Origin of the sequence: Massilia sp. CCM 8734, assembly GCF_011682155.1 — a bacterium.
Lineage (GTDB): Bacteria > Pseudomonadota > Gammaproteobacteria > Burkholderiales > Burkholderiaceae_D > Telluria_A > Telluria_A rubra.
In genome coordinates this window covers 68,962-87,886 of record NZ_WHJI01000032.1, presented here as the reverse complement: position 1 = coordinate 87,886, position 18,925 = coordinate 68,962, and the positions used below count along the sequence as shown (strand labels likewise).

16 protein-coding genes are annotated in these 18,925 nt (G+C 65.5%); 7 read left to right on the top strand and 9 right to left on the bottom strand.

What is annotated here, in order from left to right; genetic code table 11:
* Window positions 1–8 precede the first annotated feature (8 nt).
* Window positions 9–1,016, bottom strand: a complete 1,008-nt coding sequence (locus F2P46_RS25000) for a pyridoxal-phosphate dependent enzyme (RefSeq protein WP_166895304.1) — start codon at window positions 1,014–1,016, stop codon at window positions 9–11.
* Window positions 1,017–1,018: 2 nt separating this feature from the next.
* Window positions 1,019–1,957: a hypothetical protein gene (locus tag F2P46_RS24995; RefSeq protein WP_166895302.1), complete on the bottom strand. Its 939-nt coding sequence runs from the start codon at window positions 1,955–1,957 to the stop codon at window positions 1,019–1,021.
* A 137-nt stretch (window positions 1,958–2,094) separates the two neighbouring features.
* Between F2P46_RS24995 and F2P46_RS24990 the strand changes: the two genes are divergently transcribed.
* On the top strand, window positions 2,095–2,529 hold the full coding sequence (locus F2P46_RS24990) for a transcriptional repressor (RefSeq protein ID WP_166895300.1): 435 nt from the start codon (window positions 2,095–2,097) through the stop codon (window positions 2,527–2,529).
* 48 nt (window positions 2,530–2,577) lie between these two features.
* On the opposite strand, the gene F2P46_RS24985 is transcribed toward F2P46_RS24990, so the two are convergent.
* Genes F2P46_RS24985 through F2P46_RS24975 form a run of 3 tightly spaced genes read right to left on the bottom strand, consistent with a single transcriptional unit; the run spans window position 2,578 to window position 6,133 of the window.
* Window positions 2,578–4,041, bottom strand: coding sequence for an ABC transporter permease subunit (locus F2P46_RS24985; protein ID WP_166895298.1), 1,464 nt, complete (start codon window positions 4,039–4,041; stop codon window positions 2,578–2,580).
* A complete protein-coding gene (locus F2P46_RS24980; RefSeq protein WP_166895297.1) occupies window positions 4,038–5,423 on the bottom strand; it encodes an ABC transporter permease subunit in 1,386 nt (461 codons plus the stop codon). Before F2P46_RS24980 ends, F2P46_RS24985 begins: the two co-directional genes overlap by 4 nt.
* Window positions 5,420–6,133, bottom strand: a complete 714-nt coding sequence (locus tag F2P46_RS24975; RefSeq protein ID WP_208296764.1) for an ABC transporter ATP-binding protein — start codon at window positions 6,131–6,133, stop codon at window positions 5,420–5,422. Before F2P46_RS24975 ends, F2P46_RS24980 begins: the two co-directional genes overlap by 4 nt.
* Before the next feature lie 86 nt (window positions 6,134–6,219).
* Here F2P46_RS24975 and F2P46_RS24970 point away from each other — a divergent pair, with 86 nt between their 5' ends.
* Both F2P46_RS24970 and F2P46_RS24965 read left to right on the top strand, forming a co-directional pair.
* Window positions 6,220–8,412, top strand: a complete 2,193-nt coding sequence (locus F2P46_RS24970; protein WP_166895292.1) for a TonB-dependent siderophore receptor — start codon at window positions 6,220–6,222, stop codon at window positions 8,410–8,412.
* Between the two features lie 105 nt (window positions 8,413–8,517).
* Window positions 8,518–8,973, top strand: a complete 456-nt coding sequence (locus tag F2P46_RS24965) for a tellurite resistance TerB family protein (protein ID WP_166895290.1) — start codon at window positions 8,518–8,520, stop codon at window positions 8,971–8,973.
* A gap of 36 nt (window positions 8,974–9,009) precedes the next feature.
* Here F2P46_RS24965 and F2P46_RS24960 read toward each other — a convergent pair whose 3' ends face one another.
* The 3 genes from F2P46_RS24960 to F2P46_RS24950 all read right to left on the bottom strand — a co-directional run bounded on the left by F2P46_RS24960 (window position 9,010) and on the right by F2P46_RS24950 (window position 13,161).
* Entirely contained in the window at window positions 9,010–10,641 is a 1,632-nt protein-coding gene (locus F2P46_RS24960) for a M28 family peptidase (protein WP_166895289.1), read from the bottom strand.
* A gap of 105 nt (window positions 10,642–10,746) precedes the next feature.
* The gene (locus tag F2P46_RS24955; protein ID WP_166895287.1) at window positions 10,747–12,486 is read right to left on the bottom strand and encodes a M28 family peptidase; all 1,740 of its coding nucleotides are present in this window, start codon (window positions 12,484–12,486) and stop codon (window positions 10,747–10,749) included.
* A gap of 3 nt (window positions 12,487–12,489) precedes the next feature.
* Entirely contained in the window at window positions 12,490–13,161 is a 672-nt protein-coding gene (locus tag F2P46_RS24950) for an energy transducer TonB (protein WP_166895285.1), read from the bottom strand.
* Between the two features lie 318 nt (window positions 13,162–13,479).
* Here F2P46_RS24950 and F2P46_RS24945 point away from each other — a divergent pair, with 318 nt between their 5' ends.
* The 4 genes from F2P46_RS24945 to F2P46_RS24930 all read left to right on the top strand — a co-directional run bounded on the left by F2P46_RS24945 (window position 13,480) and on the right by F2P46_RS24930 (window position 18,470).
* Window positions 13,480–14,130 carry a response regulator transcription factor gene (locus F2P46_RS24945; RefSeq protein ID WP_126077256.1) on the top strand — a complete coding sequence of 217 codons (651 nt, stop codon included), beginning with the start codon at window positions 13,480–13,482 and terminating at the stop codon, window positions 14,128–14,130.
* A 170-nt stretch (window positions 14,131–14,300) separates the two neighbouring features.
* Window positions 14,301–15,257, top strand: coding sequence for a hypothetical protein (locus F2P46_RS24940; protein ID WP_166895283.1), 957 nt, complete (start codon window positions 14,301–14,303; stop codon window positions 15,255–15,257).
* Entirely contained in the window at window positions 15,254–16,747 is a 1,494-nt protein-coding gene (locus F2P46_RS24935) for an ATP-binding protein (RefSeq protein WP_166895281.1), read from the top strand. Before F2P46_RS24940 ends, F2P46_RS24935 begins: the two co-directional genes overlap by 4 nt.
* A 34-nt stretch (window positions 16,748–16,781) precedes the next feature.
* Window positions 16,782–18,470 (top strand): M14 family zinc carboxypeptidase, encoded by a 1,689-nt coding sequence (locus F2P46_RS24930; protein WP_166895279.1) that lies wholly within the window; start codon window positions 16,782–16,784, stop codon window positions 18,468–18,470.
* 79 nt (window positions 18,471–18,549) lie between these two features.
* Here the strand turns inward: F2P46_RS24930 and F2P46_RS24925 are convergent, their stop codons facing one another.
* On the bottom strand, window positions 18,550–18,921 hold the full coding sequence (locus F2P46_RS24925; RefSeq protein WP_166895277.1) for a hypothetical protein: 372 nt from the start codon (window positions 18,919–18,921) through the stop codon (window positions 18,550–18,552).
* Between the last annotated feature and the right edge of the window lie 4 nt (window positions 18,922–18,925).

Here is an 18,925-nt window from a genome sequence, read left to right as displayed (position 1 = left end):
CTCCCTTTTCAGTTGATGGATTCGGTGGCGGCGCGGCGGTTCCAGGCCATCACCGACCAGGGCAGCACAAGATCCTCGTGCGCGTCGACGTGGGTGGGCGCCAGGTCATGCAGTTCCAGCGCGCCCGCGTGCTGCGCGAAGACCGCGTCCACGTAGCGATGACCGGTGTCGGGCGCGATGAACAGCACAGTGCGTTCGGGGCGCAGCTGCGCTTCGCGCGCCGCCGCCAGGTAGCAGCAGCCGCTCGACAGGCCGGCGAAGATCGCGTGCCGGCGCAGCAGGGCCACCGCGCCAGCCAGGCCGTAATCGAAACCGATCCAGTGAATCTGGTCGTACAGCGCGTGCCGCACGTTGCGAAAGGGGATGCCGGTACCGATGCCGGCGATGACGATGCCGGGGTCTTCGATGTGCGCGCAGCCGAAGGTGACGCTGCCGAAGGGCTGCACGCCGATCAGTTCCACCGCATCGTCGGCGTTGCGCAAGGCGCGCGCCAGGCCGCCAGTCGAACAGCCCGAACCCACGCCGCCGACAATGGTCAGGCCGTCGGTACCGAGCAGGCGTTCGATCTCGTTGGCGATCGGCTCGTAGCCGGCGTAGTGAATGTCGTCGTGGTACTGCTGCATCCAGTGCACGTGCGGGTTGGCCGCGCGGATGTCGGCGATGCGCGCCACGCGCAGGCTCTGGTCCATTTTCAGGGTGGCCGACGGCGGCACCTGTTCCACGTTTGCGCCGAGCAGCTGCAACTGCACCATCAGCGTCTGGTCCACCGTTTTCGAGGCGACGATGTGGCACTGCATGTCGAACTTGTGGCATGCCAGCGCAAGGGCGTACGCGTAAATGCCGCTGGAGCTGTCGAGCAGTGTGTCGCCGCGCTTGACTATGCCGGTCGCCAGCAGGCGCTCCACCGCCACCAGGGTCGAATACACCTTCATCGTCTCGAAACGGGCGACGTAGAGGTTGGGGCCGAGGCGTACGAAGTCCGGCGCCTTGATAGCATCCGCAATGTGATCGAACATGGTCAGAATCCTGTCTGGACGAAGCGGCTTTGGAAGCCCAGGCCGCGAAAGAATGACGAGAGCGCGCCCATTTGCGTAGGCCCGGGTTTGTGGATGAACAGGTAGCCCGCCAGGCTGCCCGTGTGCGCAACAAAAATGCCGTCGGCCCCGTAGCGCGCCTGGTTCTTGAGCAGCACGCCCAGGTTGCGCTTGGGGATGGCGTCCTGCCCCAACACCGCGCTGACCGTGGCGCAGGCGGCGATTGCGGCAAGGTCCCCGCGCAAAAAAGCATCGACGGCGTTATCGAGGTTGGCGGTGTAGGGCGTCAGCCGTTCGTGGTACAGCGTGAGCAGGCGCGCACCGGTTTTTTCGGTATCGATGCGGTTGCCCTCGTCGATGTAGCAGGCGTGAAAAGTAGGGGCGCTGCCGAAGCACTGCACCACGTGCTGGCGTCCGCTCAGGTACAGCGCGTACGTCTCCAAAAAGACGCTGTCGGAGCGCTCGATCGCGCGCAGGGTGGCCGATATCGATTCGCCGCACGACGCGATGCCGAAGATCGCGTCCAGGCAGCGGATGGTGGCCACGATGTCGGCCGTCGAACTGGCCATGCCTTTCCCTTCCAGCAGTTCCGAATCGTGGCTCCAGGTCCCGGGCGGCAGCTGCCTTCCCTGCCGCGCAAGGTAATGGGCGATCGCTTGCCGGCATTTGGTTTTGGTGGCCAGTGCGTTGTCCGCGCCGGCGCGCTCGCCATGCGTGAAGTGCATGCAGCTGTATTTTTTGACCGGTAGCGAGATCAGGCTGATCTGGGCGGCGCCATTCTCGATGTACGGGCCTTGAATCAACTCGCCCAGGGTGCCGTGGCAGATCCCGCTGCTGATCGCTTCCGCCGTGCCGGCATGCCAGGTGAAGTTGGGCCGCGCCGCTGGTGTGTATCTGCTGTCTGCGAAGTCGATGGAAGTCACGGGGTCATGGCTTTCGTGGTGGAGGTCGAGAGAGAGTTACTTGACTGCTTGGCGTTAACGATAATCCATTATCATTAGCGAGGCAAGCATTTGTTCGGCTTTATGGGATAATGGGTTTTTGCTTCAATAGTCTTGCCATGGAACGTTCTACACGCCAGCGGACAGCGATTCGTACTGTCATCGATGCGGCGGCCCGCCCGCTCACGCCCCAGGAAATCCTCGCCGGGGTACGCGAGACCGTGTCCGAGATCGGCATCGCGACCATTTACCGCAACCTCAAGCTGCTGCTCGACGACGGCACCATCCAGACCGTGAGCCTGCCGGGCGAAAACGCGCGCTACGAGATGAGCCACGCGGCGCATCACCATCACCACCACTTTCACTGCGTGCCTTGCGACCGGGTGTTCGACGTGGAAGGCTGCCCGGGTTCGATGGAGAGCCTCGCGCCGGCCGGGTTTGTAATCGACCGCCACGAGCTGACCCTGTACGGCGTGTGCGCCGATTGCTCGGCGGAGCGCGCGAAGGCGGCGCCGGTGCCGAAGCGCCGGGCGCGTGCGCCGACGACGCACTAGCCCGTCGTTCCCGCCGAGTGCCGCCTTGGCGCGGGAACGACGTCACGCTCACACCCTGAACTGCCTCCCGCTCCACAGCATCAGCACGACCGCTCCCGCCAGCAGCCACAAATACCCCACCGCGCGGCCAATACTGCCCGCCACGCCGTCCAGCGGCCGGTCCGCCTCGAAGCGCGGAATCTTGTCGTGGTCGGTAAAGTTCATCCGGCCCGCACAGCCCCGGCACGCATTGGTCGGATTGGCTGCTTCGGCCAGCGCGCGCGGCCAGAAGAACGCGCGCAGTTCGTCCGTATAGTCACTGGTGCGCTTGATGAAGCGCTTGTGCCGTTCCACGCCGCTCCCCGCCGCCTGCTGCAACAAGGTGTCGAACACCATCGCCGGCGACAACCAGCGCAGCGTGGCCGCCTTCCCGGCAGCGACATCGTTCTGGCGCGCCGCCGCCCCGGCGCGTTGCGCTACCTGCCGCTCCACCGCCTGCTGCACCGCAATCTGCTTGGTCGCATACGACACCTGGCCAACCCGGTCGGCCGCCGCCGCATACGCCGGATCGGCCCGTGCGAACGCAACGAACAGCGCATCGCGATCGGTCGGTTTGAAGTCGTTTGCGCGGCGCAGGTCGTCGAGGTACAGCAGCGGCGACGGCGCCGGATACGCCATGTCGATGACCAGCGCGCCCGCCGCCGGCACGAAGAACGTAAATCCGATCCACACCGACACCAGCCGCAGGTAACTGCCAACCACCCCGATCCGGCTTGCCACCAGCGCCGTCAGCGCCACCCAGAACAGGGTGAAGCCGGCCGTTGCTGCGCCCAGCAACAGCATGCTGTCCATCGTCTGCAGGGTCCAGCAGGGCGTACCCGCCACCAGCAGGGCCAGCACCGTCGCCCCCAGCGTGAACGGCACGCACACAACGGCGAGCACGCCGAACTTGAGCATCACCAGTTGGCGGAACGACGGCAGTTGCGCCGCCATCAGCCGCAGCGCGCCGGAGTCGCGTTCGGCCGCCAGGCGCGCAGCGCCGATGGCGACCAAGGCCAGCGGCAGCACATACACCAGCACGAACGACAGGTCGAAGTCTCCCAGGCTCAGGATGCGCGGGTTGATGAAATCGAAAGCGGCCGCCGGCGGCGCCACGTAATCGAGATCCGTCTTGATATAGAACGGCAGCAGCCGTGACTGGCCGATGGCGATGCCCGCCAGCGGCGACGGTGGCTTGACCGCATACGCGGCCAGGCCGTAACGCATGTAGCCGGCGGCGTCGGACGGGTCCTGCCAATACGGCAGCACCGCATCGAACGGGCGCCTGTAGCGCGCCACGTCGGCCTGCTGCCTCGCCACCTTGGCTGCCGCGTGCACCTTCAGCCGGTCCACGGTGGCCTGCTGCGCGTCGGCGTTGGCCTGGCCGTTGATCGCCCCCCAGCTTAGTGCCGCAAACAGCAACGCGCCAATGATCCACGTGAAGCGGGCCTTGAGCAGCATCGCCAGTTCGAATCGGAACAGTGCGCGCGTCATGGCTGCACTCCCTTGGCCGCGCGCCAGGCGGCAAGGCCGGCCAGCACGCACCATCCCAACAGCAGCAGCAAGGGCGCCGCCGCATTCGCCAGCACGCTGCGGAGCGACGGCGCGCGATAGGCAAACGCCGGCACCGATTCCCAGAACTGCTTGCCGGTCGACTTGCTGGCGTCTTCGTGTTCCGTGTGTCGCATCAAATCTCCATTGAGGCGGTTGACCATCGCGCGCCGGTAGGTTTCGGCGGCTTCGATAAAATGCCGGTGCTGGTAAAAGTCGGTGCCGGCCACGGCCGCGCCGGACGCTTGCAGCGCCACCGTCGGCGTAAAGGCGCCCAGCCAGCCGAAAGTGCGGTCCTGCTGTTCCACCGAATCGTAGAAGCGTCCCAGCACGCGGTCGAACACCGCATGCGATTCACGCTCCGACTGGTCGAGCTGCGCGGCGCGCACATTGCTCACCTTGGCCTTGATCAGCGCCTGGCGCCGCGCTTCCCATTTATCGGCCCCTTCGTACGCGGGCGACTCGGTTTCAAGATGGCTGCGCACCTCCTGGTACGACGGCACCGGCGCGAGCACCTGCGCCGCATTGCCGGCGGCGCGCGGCAGCACCACGCACAGCACCAGCCAGAGCACCAGCATGATGGTCAGCGCCGCGCGCGCGCTCGGCGCCTTGAGCGACACCGCCAATGCGATCAACAAGAACACCAGCAGGTACAAGAAGTTCAACAGGCTCCAGATGGCCAGCCGGCCCGCACCGCCCCAGCCGGCGTCGGGCAGGACCTGCAAGGCGTAAGACCCCATCGCCACCACCGGCGCGAGCGCCATGCACACCAGCAGGCCCACCATCACCGCGAAGCGCGACAGCAGCAGCCGTCCCGGCGTGGCGCCGTTACCGAAGGCCATGCGCATGGTGCCGCGCTGGCGGTCCTGGGCGAAGCCGGCAAAGCCGAGCAGGATCGCGAACATCGGCCCGAGCACTTCGAGCACCTGCGCTACCGACGCGGCGCTGCGCATGATCGGATCGGCATCCTGGTTGGGGCGGAAAATCATTTCGTTGCGCTTGTGCGCTTCCAGCCAGACCGACAGGCCGACAAACGGCTCGATGCCGGGCGCCAGCACCTGCAGCGGCGACGACGGCTTGACCGCCCACACGCCGAAGTGGGCGGCGCTGTGCGGGTCTTTCTGGCCCTGGGCCAGCCAGCGCGCGCGCTCGGATGCCGCAAAGCGGGTGCGCTCGTCGGCCATGCGCGCGGCGCTGTTCATCGATGCGAAAAACACGATCAGCAGCAGCAATGGCGCCAGCATGGCCACCCAGCGCAGGCGCGGTTCGCGCCACAGGCGCTGGGCTTCGGCGCGCAGCAGCGCCGCATGCAGCGTTGCGCTCATCGCGCCAGCTCCGCAATGTAGACCTGTTCCAGTGTCGCATGCTCGGTCGTCTGCGGATCGATTTCGCGCTCGATGCGGCCCGCGTGCAGCACGCCGACGCGGGTGGCCACTTCCTTGATGCGGTACAGGTCATGCGTGGCCATGAGGATGGCGACGCCGCGCTGCGAGGCGGCGCGCAACAGGCCGGACAGCTCGGAGGCGGCCAGCGGATCGAGCCCGGAGGTGGGCTCATCTAACAGCAGCAGCTTGGCCTCGCGCGCCATCGCAATCGCAATGCCGACCTTCTGGCGCATGCCCTTCGAGTAGTTGCGCGCGTGCCGCTCGTGCGCGTCGGCGCGCAGGCCGGACTCGGATAGCAAGCGGCGCAGGGTGGCGTCGTCCAGATCCCGTGACGCCAGCAGCGAGAAGTAGCGCAGGTTTTCCAGCCCGCTCAGCTCCGGATAAATCGCCACCTGTTCGGGCAGATAGGCGATCGCGCTGCGCGTGCGGGCCGCATCGCCGGCCACCGGTTCGCCGCACACATGGATGCTGCCGCCGTCCGGCTGGAGGAAGCCGAGGATCAAATTGAGCGTCGTGGTCTTGCCGGCGCCATTGGGCGCGAGCAGCGCGTACACCTCGCCCGCCTGCAAGGTGAGCGAGAGGCCGTTCAGGGCCACGCGTTCGCCGAAACGGCGCGTGACGTTGTCCATCTGGAGGGCTGGTTTCATCATGTCCATGTGGTTGGCTTAACTAAAAGATTGCGAAAGTGTCGGGGACTATACGATAATGAGAACTTATTATCAATAGGAGTCTAGCCGTGAAACTGAAAAAGCTGCCTTGCGCACTGCTTTGCCTGTACAGCCCTCTGGTGGTGTATGCCGACGATGCGCCGCCGCCGATGCAGGTGGTCGTAATCGACAGCGCCCGGGTGCAAGCCGGCAGCGACAGCACGGCCCTTGGCAGCCGCCTCGACCTGACCCTGCGCGAGACGCCGGCCTCGGTCGAGGTGATCGACAGCGCCCTGATCGAAGTGCGCGGCGCGCGCAGTCTCGATGAAGCGGTGCGCGGCGCGGTCGGCGTCACCCAGGGCGGGAATGCCACTTCGCCGTCGCAGACGTCGTCGCGCGGTTTCAGTGCGGGCTTTGTCAGCTATCTGTACGACGGCAGCCGCATCGCCGTGCCGACCATGAGCGCGCGTACCCAGGACACATTCAATGTCGAGCGCATCGAAGTGCTCAAAGGCCCGGCCTCGCTGATGTCGGGCGATGGCGCGATCGGCGGCGCGATCAATTTCGTGACCAAGCGGCCGGATCGCGCGCAGGCGGCCAGCGAAGCGATGGTCTCGTACGGGAGCTTCAATACCTGGCGGCTCGGCGCGGGCATCAACCGCCCGCTCGGCGAAGCGCACGCGGTGCGCATCGACTACAGCCACCAGCAGAGTGACGGCTTTATCGACCGCAACAAGCAGCGCTACGACAGCCTGACCTTGGCCACCACCAGTGCGCTCACGCGCGACATCACGCTCGACTTGAGCCTGGACCTGCTGTCCGATAACGTGAACTCGTACCAGGGTTCGCCCCTGGTGCCGCGTGCGCTGGCAACGGACCCGGTCGGCGCGGTCAGCGACGCCGGCGGGCGCGTGATCGACCGCCGCCTCGCCTTCAAGAACTACAACGTCGACGACGCGGTGATGGAGTCCGACAGCGCCTGGGCGCGCGCCAAGCTGACCTGGAAGCTCGCCCCCGACTGGACCTTGCGTAACGAACTGTCTTACTACACGGCCGACCGCAGCTGGCGCAATGCCGAAAGCTATACCGTCAGCGCGCCGCGCCAGGTGGTGCGCGACCTGGTCGGCGTCACGCACGACCACCAGGTGTTCGGCAACCGGCTCGACCTGTCTTACACCGGCAAGCTGGCCGGCATGAAGCATCGCTTCGCCGCTGGCGCGGAATACAGCAAAACGCGCTTTGCCACCCAGCGCAGCTTCTCCAATGGCGCCGCCGCCGCCAATGCCGCATTGGCGGTCGACCTGTTCGATCCCGCCTACGGCAGCTACGACGCGCTCAGCGCCAACAGCGCGCTGTACAGCGGCGCCGGCAACCGCACCAATTTTTCAACCAGTATTCCGACCGCCTCGCTGTACCTTGAGGATGCCTTGTGGTTGACCGACCAGTGGACCATCGTCGCCGGCCTGCGCCAGGACCGCGTCAAGCTTGGCCGCCGCACGGCGGACCTGAACACCGGCGTGGCCAGCGCCTATTCCCAGACCTACGATCCGCGCTCGCTGCGCATCGGCGCCGTGTACGCGCTCGACAAGGAGCTGTCGGTCTACGCGCAGCACACCAACGCCTCCGCGCCGGTCGGCTCGGGCAACCTGTTGCTGCTGTCCGCCGCCAATGCCGCCTTTGAACTCTCGAAAGGCACGCAGAGCGAAATCGGCATCAAGCAGTCGATGTTCGGCGGCAGCGTCGATTACACGCTGGCGTTCTACAAGATCGGCCTCGATAACATCCTCTCGCGCGACGCGGCGGTGCCGACCCTGACCGTCAACAGCGGCAAGCAATCCTCGCGCGGGGTGGAGCTGGCGGCGGCGTGGCGGCCAACGCGCCAGGTGAGCATCAACGGCAACGTGGCCGTGCTGGATGCCCAATTCGACCAGCTGATCGAAGCGGGCAATGTGTCGCGCGCGGGTAACCTGCCGCCCAACGTCGCCAAGAAAACCGGTAACCTGTGGATCGACTACAAGCTGGACCAATTGCCGCTCAAGCTGGGCGCAGCCCTCAATTACACGGGCGAGCGCTATACCAACAACGCCAACACGATCCGCATGAACGGCTTCGCCACGGCCGACATCTACGCGAGCTGGCGCCTGGGCTCCGGCGACCTGACCCTGCGCGTGCGTAACCTGGGCGACAAGCTGTATGCCGGCTGGAGCGGGGCCAATGTGAACAGCCAGGTCATCCTGGGCGCGCCGCGCAGCGCCGATCTGACCTACCACGCGCGGTTTTAAGCCGGTTTTGTTACGGACGGCTTAAAGGAGCGCCGGTTTGCTGTGGCGAAGCCGAAAATCAGGGTAAGATTGCCGTTCTTATCAACTTGCAAACCGGAGTACACCATGAGTTTCGACAATTTTCTGACTCGCCTGAAAACCAAAGCCGGTGAAATGAAAACGGAAGTACTGAAATTCAAGAACAAGGATTTCATGAACGCGGCCATGGCCGGTTCGGCGCTGATCGCCATGGCCGACGGTAGCATCACATCGGACGAGAAGCAAAAAATGGTCAAGTTCATCGAGACCCACGACGCGCTGTCGGTCTTTACGACCAACGATGTGATCAAGGCTTTCCAGGAACACGTGGGCCAGCTCGAATTCGACAAGGATATCGGCGAATCGAAGGCTTACCAGGCACTGGGCAAGATGAAATCGAATGGCGAAGCGGCACGCCTGCTGGTGCGCATGGTGATCGCCATCGCGTCGGCCGACGGCAATTTCGACGCCCGCGAAAAAGCGGTTGCGGTCAAGATCTGCAAGGAACTGGGCGTTCCCCCGGCCGAATTCGAACTGGCATAAAAAATGGGGTGGGCGCGATGCCCACCCTTTGCTTCTTTACTTGGCTGACGCGCGGATCTTGCCGAAGGCGTCGCCGGCTTTCCAGGCCGGCATCTTCGGCGCGTTCGCCACGCGCAAACCCAGGTTCAGGGTGAACTGCGCCTGCTGCACCATGCCCGACAAATCCCAGGTCGGATCATATTCGTCGCCTACCTGGTGGTAGCGCGCGCGGTACGCCGCCTGCTTGGCCTTGGCGCCTTCGACATCCTTCACGTAGTCCTTGCCGCCTTCGATCGAGAAGGCCGGAATGCCCGCCTTGGCGAAGCTGAAATGGTCGCTGCGGAAGTAGCCGCCCGCCAGGTCCGGCTCCGGCGTGCGTACCGCCAGCCCCATGGCCTTGGCGGTGGCGTCGGCCATTGCGCCCAGCTCCGTGCGTTCGCTGCCCTTGGTGCCGATATCCTTGGCCGCGCCGACGAAATTGAGGCTGTCCAGGTTCAGGTTGGCCGCGGTTTTGTTGGCTGGCCACAGCGGGCTGCTGGCGTAGGCCGCGCTACCCAGCAAACCCTGTTCTTCGGCCGCGACCCACAGGAACATCTGGCTGCGCCTGGCCGGCGCGCGCACCGCTTCCTGCGCCATCGCCAGCAGGCCGGCGCTGCCGGACGCATTGTCGACCGCACCGTTGTAGATGGTGTCGTCGCCTTGGCCTTGCTTGCCCAGGTGATCCCAGTGGGCGCTGTAGATGACGACTTCGTCCTTGAGCTTCGGATCGGTGCCCGGCACCACGCCGGCCACGTTGAACTGTTCGACCATGCGCACGGCCGCTTTCATCTCGCCCTTGACCTTTGCCTTGAGCGCGACCGGCTTGAAGTTCTTGGTCTCGGCTGCGGTGCGCAGCAGGTCCAGGTCTTCGCCGGCGGCGGCGAACAGGGTGCGCGCGGCCGCTTCGGTCATCCAGCCTTCCATGCTGGCGCCGCGCTTGCCTTGCGCCAGCTGGAAGCGTTCGGCGAGCCAGCTGTTTTGCACCACGCTCCAGCCATACGAGGCCGAGGCGTCGGTGTGAATCAGCAGTACCCCGGCGGCGCCCTGGCGCGCGGCTTCTTCGAACTTGTAGGTCCAGCGGCCGTAGTAGGTCAGGCCCTTGCCGTTGAAACGATTCGGCTCGGCGGCGGTCGGCGCCGGGTCGTTGACCATCATGACCACCACTTTGCCCTTGACGTCCACGCCCTTGTAGTCGTCCCAGCCTTCTTCCGGCGCGGTGATGCCGTAGCCGACGAAGACCAGTTCCGCATCCATCGCGTGCACGTCCCTGGCGTCGCCCGGCGCCCAGACCCAATCCTTGCCGAAGGCGAGCGACTGCGCCTTGCCGCCGGCTTCCAGCGCCACGCTGCTGGTGGTCGGCGTGGACTTCACGCCGGCGATCTTGACCGACTGGCGAAAGCTCTCGCCGTTGCCCGGCTTGAGGCCGGCGGCCAGCGCCTGCGCTTCGAGGTAGGCCACGGTCAGGTCGCCGCCGCGCTGGCCGGTGCCGCGCCCTTCGAGCAGGTCGCTCGACAGGAACGACAGGTGGGCGCGCAACGGCGCTTCCTTGACGGTGGGGGCTGAGGCGGCGCCGGCGGCGTACGCGGGGAAAGCGACGGCCAGGCTGGTAGCCAGGGCCGTGCTCACGAAGGAGGAAAGCATCTTTTGCATGGGTTCCTAGTGCGGTAAGGGGGTGGTAAATACGGCGTCCACGGAGGACGAAGCGAAACATTGTATGCCATTCCGCCGCACCGTTTGCAAAGGAAATCGCGTCCGCTAACGCAGCACCAGCGTGTCCGTCGCCAGCGTGCGGCCGCTGCGCGACGCATCGATACGGCGCGCGGGGACCGCATCGGCGGGCAGGCCGGGGATCGACTCTTCGATCAACACGCGCGCCGGGCTGCCGCCTTCGATCTCCAGGTCGATGGCCAGGCGCCGCTCGCCCATGCCGTGCAAGGTCAGCGTCCAGTCGCCGCCGCGCCGCGTGGCCAGCGTGCGGCCGTCGAAGCGCGCGGCCAGCACGCGCGCGCCTTCGACCCGCAGTTGAATGGTCGGCGCGGCGTTTTTGGAGGTGAGCGCAAAGGCCACCTTGCGCCGCGCCGGAGTGTCTTCATCCTTGAGCATGCGCACGTGCGGAAAGGCGATGCCGGTGCGCGGCGCTTCGGTGGGTGGGCGCGCGCCGGCGCCATCGAGCCAGTACGATTTCCAGGTGGTGGCGTCAGCCAGGTAGGTGATGCCGGCCGGCGGCGGCGCCGTTGGCGGCGTGTGCGAACCGGCCGCCAGCGGCGCAAGCAGCATGATCGCCGGCAGCGTGCCGATGGCCAGGACGGCTCCGCGCGCCTGCCGCGACAGGCTGGCGGCCAGGGGCAGGTGCAGCGCGCCGGCACCCAGCAGCACGCCGATCAGCGGCCACGCCAGCAGGTAGCTTGCCCCGGGCCTGGCCGCACTGACGACGATCAGTAGCGCAAGCGCGCCCGCGAGCGACAACGGCACGGTGCGCGCCACGCCCCGCCGCAGCAGCGCCCAGCACACCACCAGGCAGAGCGCGCAGGCGACGCGCGTGATGTCCCACACGATGTGCTCGGGGTAGTGCAGCACGCCGGCCAGCGGTACGCTGAAGTACACCCGTTCCGGCGCGGCGATGGCTGCCAGCGGGCGGGCGCCGAACGCACGAATTAGCGACAGCATCGCCTCGCCGCTATCCGACGTTGCGGAAAAGCGCATGCCCGCCAGGCCGAGCGTGCGTAGCGGTGACGGATCGGCCGTCGGCGCGCGCGACGAGCCGGCCGTTGGCGCATCCAGGCTCGCCCACGCCTTTACGGCATTGCCATTGGCGCCATGCGTACCCAGAAGCGTGAGCGGACCCTCGCCGGGTGCGCCGTCAAAGCGCAGCAGCAGGCCGATATGGCGCGCCCACGGATGCTGTTCCACAAAGGCGCGCGCGCCCAGCGAGCCCGCATGCTCGCCGTCGGCAATGAGCACGATCAGGTCTTGACGCAGGGGCGCACCGTGGCGCAGGGCGCGCAGCGATTCGAGCAGGGCCCCCACGGCGCCGGCGGCGTCGGGAGCATCGGCCACGCTGTCGTAGTGCGTGGCCAGCAGCAGCGGCGGGCGGCGCACCAGTGCACTGCCGCGCACGCGCAGCACGATGTTGTGCACCACCGCCACGGTGAGCTGATCGGCGCCGCCCGTCACGGTGGCGCTCTGCACCTGCGGGTCGAGGCCGAGCGCGCGCAGCTTTTCTAGCAGGTAGTCGCGGGCGCGCAGGTTGGCGTCGCTGGCGATCGGGCGCGGCGTCTGCGCCAGGAAGTGCGCATGCGCCAGCGCGCGCTGAACCGAAAAATCCGCCGGCCCGGCATCGTGCGGCGCCGCCGGCGGGGCGGGGCGCAGCGCGAGCCAGGCCAGGCAAGCGGCCAGCAGCAGCAGGGCGGCCAGTCCCGCCACACCGCCCTTGCCGGCAATGCGGCTGTCGATCCGCATCGGCGCGGCCGGGGTAGCGGTCGCGCCGGACTGCATCGCTTAGTCGAGCGTCCAGACGTAGGCGATCTGCGCCCATGCCGGTTCGGCTACGCCGCCCAAGGTGGCCGGCTTGAATTTGCACAGGCTCAGGGCGGCCACGGCTGCCTTGTCGAGGTCACGCGATCCGCTCGACTTGTCGACGCGGGCATCGGTCACCTTGCCATCGACGCCGACCAGCAGCGCCAGGTTGACCGTGCCGGTGGCCCCATCGCGCGCGGCGCGCGCCGGGTAGTCCGGCTTGGCGCAGGCCGAGGCGTCGGCCAGCACGGCGGTGCGCTTTTCGACAGCCGGCCGGGTCATGGCCGGCGGGGCGACCGTTTCGACCTTGGTCACAGGATTGCTCACTACCGGCACAGGCTTGTCGACAACCGTGCCGGTGATGGTGCTCTCCTTCGGCGGGTCTGCAATCACCACCTCGGTCCTGGGGATCTGGATCGGGGGGGCCGCTTGCGGCTTCGGTTCGAATTCTTGCGGCTCCGGCGGCGGCGGCGGCTCCTGGAACTTGTCCTCCACTTTGACCAACTCGATCGGCCCCGCATCGGTCGTGCTGAACGACGGCACCCGGTTCATATTGTGGATCAGGGCCGCGCCAACGGCCAGGTGCAGCGCGGTCACGATGGCCATTTTGGTGAATTTGTTGCTTGCGCCGATGTGCTGTTGAGAGAAATGCATGGTGTGCTCCGTATTGTTGTGTTCACGAAATGGGTCGCATGGTGGAAGGCCGCACTGCTGTTTTCCAGACCATGGATCAAATATATGCTATGTCCTAGCAATTGAAAAGGGTTTTCGTAGTAATTATTTTGCTGTTCTTGGCTAAGTGCGGGGCATTCTGGTGGTAAATCTTGCTTGCAGGGCCATGGCTCGCGTCGGGGACGGATGTGTGAAATAATCTGGTAGGCGCGGCGTGCCTGCCGTCGGGTCGCACACATTGATGCGATTCAATGGCAAGGCGGAGTAAGCGGACGCAGCCTTCACCCGTGGAGAGTACAAGTGCAGACAGAGCAAAAATCGATTCGGGTCTTGCTGGCGGACGACCATCCCATCGTGATGACCGGTTTCGCCATGTCGCTGGCCGGCGTCGGCATGGATGTGGTGGGGCAGGCCAAGACGCCCGATGAAGCCGAAGAGATGTATGCCGCCCTCGATCCGGACGTGCTGGTGCTCGATATCCGCTTCGGTACCGAGTTGACGGGGCTGGACGCGGCCAAGAGCATCCTGGCCAAGTTCCCGCAAGCGCGCATCGTGTTCCTGAGCCAGTTCGACCAGGATAGCCTGATCAAGGAGACCTACCGCCTCGGCGCGCGCGCTTTTGTCACCAAAGATTGCGACCCGGCCGACCTGGCCACGGCGGTCAGCCATGCGCACGAGGGCAAGCTGTATTTCCTGCCGCAGATCGCCGAGCGCCTGGCCAACCTGTCGGTGCGCGGGGACGCCTCGCCGCAGTCGCAGCTCGACCAGCGCGGGCTGGAGATCTTCAAGCTGATGGCCGAAGGCCTGACCAACGCCGAAATCGCCGAGAAGCTCAACCTGTCGACCAAGACCATCAGCAATATCAGCCAGTCGGTCAAGGAAAAGCTGGGCGTGCACCGGCAGGCGTATATCACCAAGCTGGCCGTCAAGTACGGCTTGATCGAACCGTAGTGGGAGCTCGCTTGTTCGCAGGCTTGAGGAGATGGGTCGCGACTGCGCGTTTTCGTCCAATCGTCGTCCGTGTGACGCAAGTATCGCGAGATGGAGATAGCCCCCATATCGTCGTTCCCGCGCAGGCGGGAACCCAAGTTTTACGCGCAGTTATTGGCTGCGCAGCGAACTTGGTTCCCCGCCTGCGCGGGGACGACGGCAACACAGGCCGGCGCGCGTTCAATCGCGCCTGCTTGGCGCTCGGACTGGCGCTCGCCGGTTTCACCGGTTTTGCCGGCGCCGCCGGCGTGATCAGCCCCACGCACTCCACCGACCCCACCGGTTTTCGCTTCCAGATCGTCACCGCCGACGATTCCGGCGTCACGCGCCGCATCGCCGACGACTTGTACAAGCAGCTGATGCCGATTTTCGGCGGCTTTCGCACCGAGCTGGCGCAGCACCGGCGCATGGTGTACGTGGCCATTGGCCCGGTCGCGCTGCGCAACGTGGCCGCGCGCAAGTGCGATTGCGTGGTCATCGCCGCCTTCACCTCCAGCCAGGTGTGGCGCTCCGTGACCGAAAACCTGCAACCCGAGCGCGCCCTGTCGATGACGGCGATTTACGCCGAGCCGGCCCCGGTCGACCAGCTGCGCCTGATCGAACTGCTCTACAAACGCCCGGTGCGCGTGGCCGCCATCGTCAGCAGTAACACGGGTTTTTTGAAACCGACGCTGCAAGGCATCGCCGAAATCGAACATTACGACCCCAGTGAGGATATCAACGTGGTCCTGAACCGCATCGGTAAAACCGAGGTCCTGCTGGCCATGCCCGACCGCAGCGTCTATAACACCGAAAACGTGCGCAACATTTTGCTCTCGACCTACCGCCACAACCAGGCGGTGATCGGCTTTTCGGCCGACATGGTCATGGCCGGCGCGCTGGCCACCACCTATTCCACCATCGAGCAGATCAACGCCCAGGTGGCCGACGTGGCCAACGAATACGTCGCCACGGGCGAACTGGCGCCGCCCCAGTTCCCGCGCTACTTCAGCACTGTCATCAACGAAGGCGTGGCGCGCTCGCTCGACGTGGCGGTCGACGACACCGCCCGCCACTTCACGCGCCGTCCACCGGCGAGGCGCCAATGAACCTGCGATTCTGGCAAAGCTGGAGCATCGGCACCCGCATGGCCTTCATCACCATGCTGCCGGTGGTGTTCCTGTTCTCGTCTTTTGTGGGCTACTCCTGGTACTCGCACCGCGCCCAGGTGGCGCTCGAACTCGAAGAGCGCGGCCGCATCCTGGCCAAGGCGCTGGCCGAAACGAGCGAATACAACGTCATCTCGGGCAACCTGTCCGACCTGCGCCTGACCATCAATGGCCTGGTCCAGTCGGACAAGAGCATCCACCGCATCGACGTGGTCGACGCCAACCAGAAAGGCGCCATCAACGTCACCTCGCAGGGCTCGCCCATCGGCGAAGACCGTTTTTACGAAGCCCCGATCAAGAAGCAGATGATCTGGATTAACCTGTTCTCGGACAACGGCGTGCCGCACGTCTCGGGTTCCAGCGACACCAAGCCGACCACGGTGCCGACCGAGGTGGTGGGCTACGTGCGGGTGACGATGTCGCCCACCAACATGCTGCACAAGCAGGCGCGCCGCTTCCAGGTCGAACTGGCGATGGCCGCGCTGGCGCTGGTCGTCAGCGGGGCGCTGGCGTACGTGCTGGCGCGCAGCCTGACCATTCCGCTCAAGTCCTCGATCGGCGCGCTGCGCGAAATCCGCGGCGGGAACTACCAGGTGGCGCTGCCGGTCACCACCGGCGGCGAGGTGGGCGAGCTGCAGGAATCGATCACCGAAATGTCGGTGGCCCTCGGCCGCTCGCGCCAGGACCTGGAAAACAAGGTGGCCGAACGCACCAAGGACTTGGTCGAATCGCGCAACGAGGCGCTCAAGGCCGATGCCGACAAGCGCAAGCTGATTCAAAAGGTAAATTCGATCGTGGAAGATGAGCGCAAGAGCATCGCCATCGAAATCCACGACGAACTCAATGCCTCGCTGATCGCCGCGCGCCTGGAGTCGCAAAGTATCTTGCACCTGGCCGGCAAGGTGGAGCAGGGGCCGATGATCGACGAGATCAAGCAAAAGTCGCAAGCCATCACCAAGCTCACGCTCGACCTGTACGCCAGCGGGCGGCGCCTGGTGCGGCGCCTGCGCCCGGAGGTGCTCGACATGCTCGGCCTGCACGGCGCGGTGGAAGAAATGATCCGCCACTACGACGCCAGCCATCCGGAATGCCATTTCCAGTTCCACTCCGACGGCGATTTTTCGGGCCTCGAGAGCGAGCTGGCCATTTCGGCCTACCGCATCGTGCAGGAAGCGCTGTCAAATGTGCTCAAGCACGCCGGCGCCACGCACGCGCAGGTGGCCATGACCTTGTCCGAGCAGGACGATACGCTGCACATCGAAATCGCCGACGATGGCGCCGGGTTCAGCACCGCCAGCGCCTCGTCGGGCATCGGCATCATCGGCATGCGCGAACGCGTGTACGCGCTGGGCGGCACCATCGACTTCAGTTCCGAGCCTGACAAAGGCACCGTGGTCGGCATCGCCCTGCCGATCGCACAAACCGCGTAGTCCCACCGTCTTAACCTTCATCGCACAACACACAATGTCGAACGAACTGAAAACGCCCTACGAACAGGGCAACAAGAACCAGACCACGACCTGGGCTGACTGCATCGCATGGTACCAAGACCTGGCGCGCCGCTATCCCGGCGTGCTGCACTTTGACGTGGTCGGCACCTCCGATGGCGGCCTGCCGATCCATGCCGGCGTTGTGTCGAGCGATGGCGTGTTCGACCGCCAGCGCATCAAGGACGACGGGCGTCCGGTTTTCTTCAACAATAACGGCATCCATCCGGGCGAACCGGAAGGGGTGGACGCCTGCATGGCGCTGGTGCGCGACTTTTGCACCGAGCCGGCGCGCCTGGCCGCGCTGGGCAACACCGTTTTCCTGTTCGTCCCGCTGTACAACGTCGACGGCAGCATCAACCGCGCCGGCACCTCGCGCGTGAACCAGGACGGCCCCGAGCAGTTCGGCTTTCGCGGCAACAGCCGCCACCTCGACCTGAACCGCGACTTCGTCAAGTGCGACAGCCTCACCGCGCAGGTTTTCAACAAGCTGTTCACGGCCTGGGACCCGGACGTGATGGTCGATACGCACACCTCCAACGGCGCCGACTATCCGTACACGATGACCCTGATTCACACCCAGACCGACAAGCTTGGCGGCGCCCTCGGCGAATTTTTGCAAGGCACCATGCTGCCGCATATGTTCGGCGAGATGGCGCGGCGCGGCTGGCCGACCTGCCCGTACGTCAATCCGGTCAAGGACAGCCCGGATCACGGCATCGCCGAATTTTTGGAGACGCCGCGTTTCTCCACTGGCTTCGCGGCGCTGCACCACACCATCGGCTTCATGCCCGAGACGCACATGCTCAAGCCCTTCGCCGACCGCTACGACGCGATGCGCGCGCTGGTGGAAACGGCGCTCGACTTCACGGTGGCGCACGCGCCCACCATCCAGGCGCTGCGGCGCGCCGCGCGCGACCAAGGCAAGACCCGGCGCGAGTGGCCGGTGCACTGGTCGATGGACGCCAACAAGCCGTCGACCTTTCCGTTCCGGGGCTACGCGGCCAAGTACACGCCCAGCGTGATCGGCAATTACACGCGCCTGTCGTACGACCGCAACGAACCGTGGGAGCGCGACATCGCCTATTTCAACAGCTTCCCGGCCGATATCGTGGTGGCCACGCCGCGCGCGTATGTGGTGCCGCAAGCCTGGCGCGAAGTCGCCCGGCGCCTGCAGTGGAACGGCGTGGCGATGACGCGCATCGAGGCCGACCGCGTGCAAGAGGTGCGCTGCTACCGCATCGTCTCGGTCGACTCGCGCGCGAACGCCTACGAAGGCCATATGTTCCATGACGACGTGCGGCTCGAGGCCTTTACCCAAGCCGTGACCCTGCGCGCGGGCGACTGGTTCATTGAGCTGGACCAGGACATGGCGCGCTACGCCATCGAAACCTTGGAGCCGCAGGGCCACGACAGCTTTTTCCGCTGGGGCTTCTTTAATAGTGTGTTGGAGAAGAAGGAAGCGTATTCGGACTATGTGTTCGAAGACCACGCGGCCGAACTGCTGCGCGACGAGCCGGCGCTCAACGCCAAGTTCGAGGCCTGGAAAGCTGCCAATCCGGCGCTGTTGTCGGACCAGTGCGCGGTGCTCGACTTCATCTTCGCCAACTGCGCGCGTTACGTGGAGCCGGAATGGCGCCGTTATCCGGTGCTGTCGGTGATGTAGCTGCGGTGTAAAGCCGCAGCCTGATGGAAAAACAGCGCCGAAGCAGTCCGGCGCCGTTTTCATATAGGCCGATGGCCGCTCAGCACACGCTGCCGCCGATGCTCTTTCCGCTTTTCAGATCAAAACCGAAATTGCAGGAATATTCGCCCTGCTTGCTGCGACTGCACACCAGGCGTTGGTGATCCTTCATGCGCACCCGGGTTCCGCTACCTTCGGTGCACGTGTCTTTGACGTCCTTGCCCATCGCATTGAACATGTCGCGCGCCGCCTCGCCATCAATTGAAAACATCACTTTGGCATCGCCCGGCGTTGATGGGCCGGAGTCGCCCAGCCCCCCGGAATAGGTCCTGTACACGCCTGAGAATTTTTTATGACCGGTGTCGGTCGCGTGCAGCACCGACGACGATGTGGCGAGCGCCAGGAGCACTGCAACGCGCATGGTTCTCTTCATCGCA

What these genes read in the sequence shown, in the direction of transcription:
- F2P46_RS24925 (WP_166895277.1), bottom strand. Translation starts at nt 18,921, where the DNA reads ATGAAGAGAACCATGCGCGTTGCAGTGCTCCTGGCGCTCGCCACATCG.
- F2P46_RS24975 (WP_208296764.1), bottom strand. Translation starts at nt 6,133, where the DNA reads ATGATGAAACCAGCCCTCCAGATGGACAACGTCACGCGCCGTTTCGGC.
- F2P46_RS25000 (WP_166895304.1), bottom strand. Translation starts at nt 1,016, where the DNA reads ATGTTCGATCACATTGCGGATGCTATCAAGGCGCCGGACTTCGTACGC.
- F2P46_RS24965 (WP_166895290.1), top strand. Translation starts at nt 8,518, where the DNA reads ATGAGTTTCGACAATTTTCTGACTCGCCTGAAAACCAAAGCCGGTGAA.
- F2P46_RS24930 (WP_166895279.1), top strand. Translation starts at nt 16,782, where the DNA reads ATGTCGAACGAACTGAAAACGCCCTACGAACAGGGCAACAAGAACCAG.
- F2P46_RS24985 (WP_166895298.1), bottom strand. Translation starts at nt 4,041, where the DNA reads ATGACGCGCGCACTGTTCCGATTCGAACTGGCGATGCTGCTCAAGGCC.
- F2P46_RS24990 (WP_166895300.1), top strand. Translation starts at nt 2,095, where the DNA reads ATGGAACGTTCTACACGCCAGCGGACAGCGATTCGTACTGTCATCGAT.
- F2P46_RS24935 (WP_166895281.1), top strand. Translation starts at nt 15,254, where the DNA reads ATGAACCTGCGATTCTGGCAAAGCTGGAGCATCGGCACCCGCATGGCC.
- F2P46_RS24955 (WP_166895287.1), bottom strand. Translation starts at nt 12,486, where the DNA reads ATGCAGTCCGGCGCGACCGCTACCCCGGCCGCGCCGATGCGGATCGAC.
- F2P46_RS24960 (WP_166895289.1), bottom strand. Translation starts at nt 10,641, where the DNA reads ATGCAAAAGATGCTTTCCTCCTTCGTGAGCACGGCCCTGGCTACCAGC.
- F2P46_RS24980 (WP_166895297.1), bottom strand. Translation starts at nt 5,423, where the DNA reads ATGAGCGCAACGCTGCATGCGGCGCTGCTGCGCGCCGAAGCCCAGCGC.
- F2P46_RS24950 (WP_166895285.1), bottom strand. Translation starts at nt 13,161, where the DNA reads ATGCATTTCTCTCAACAGCACATCGGCGCAAGCAACAAATTCACCAAA.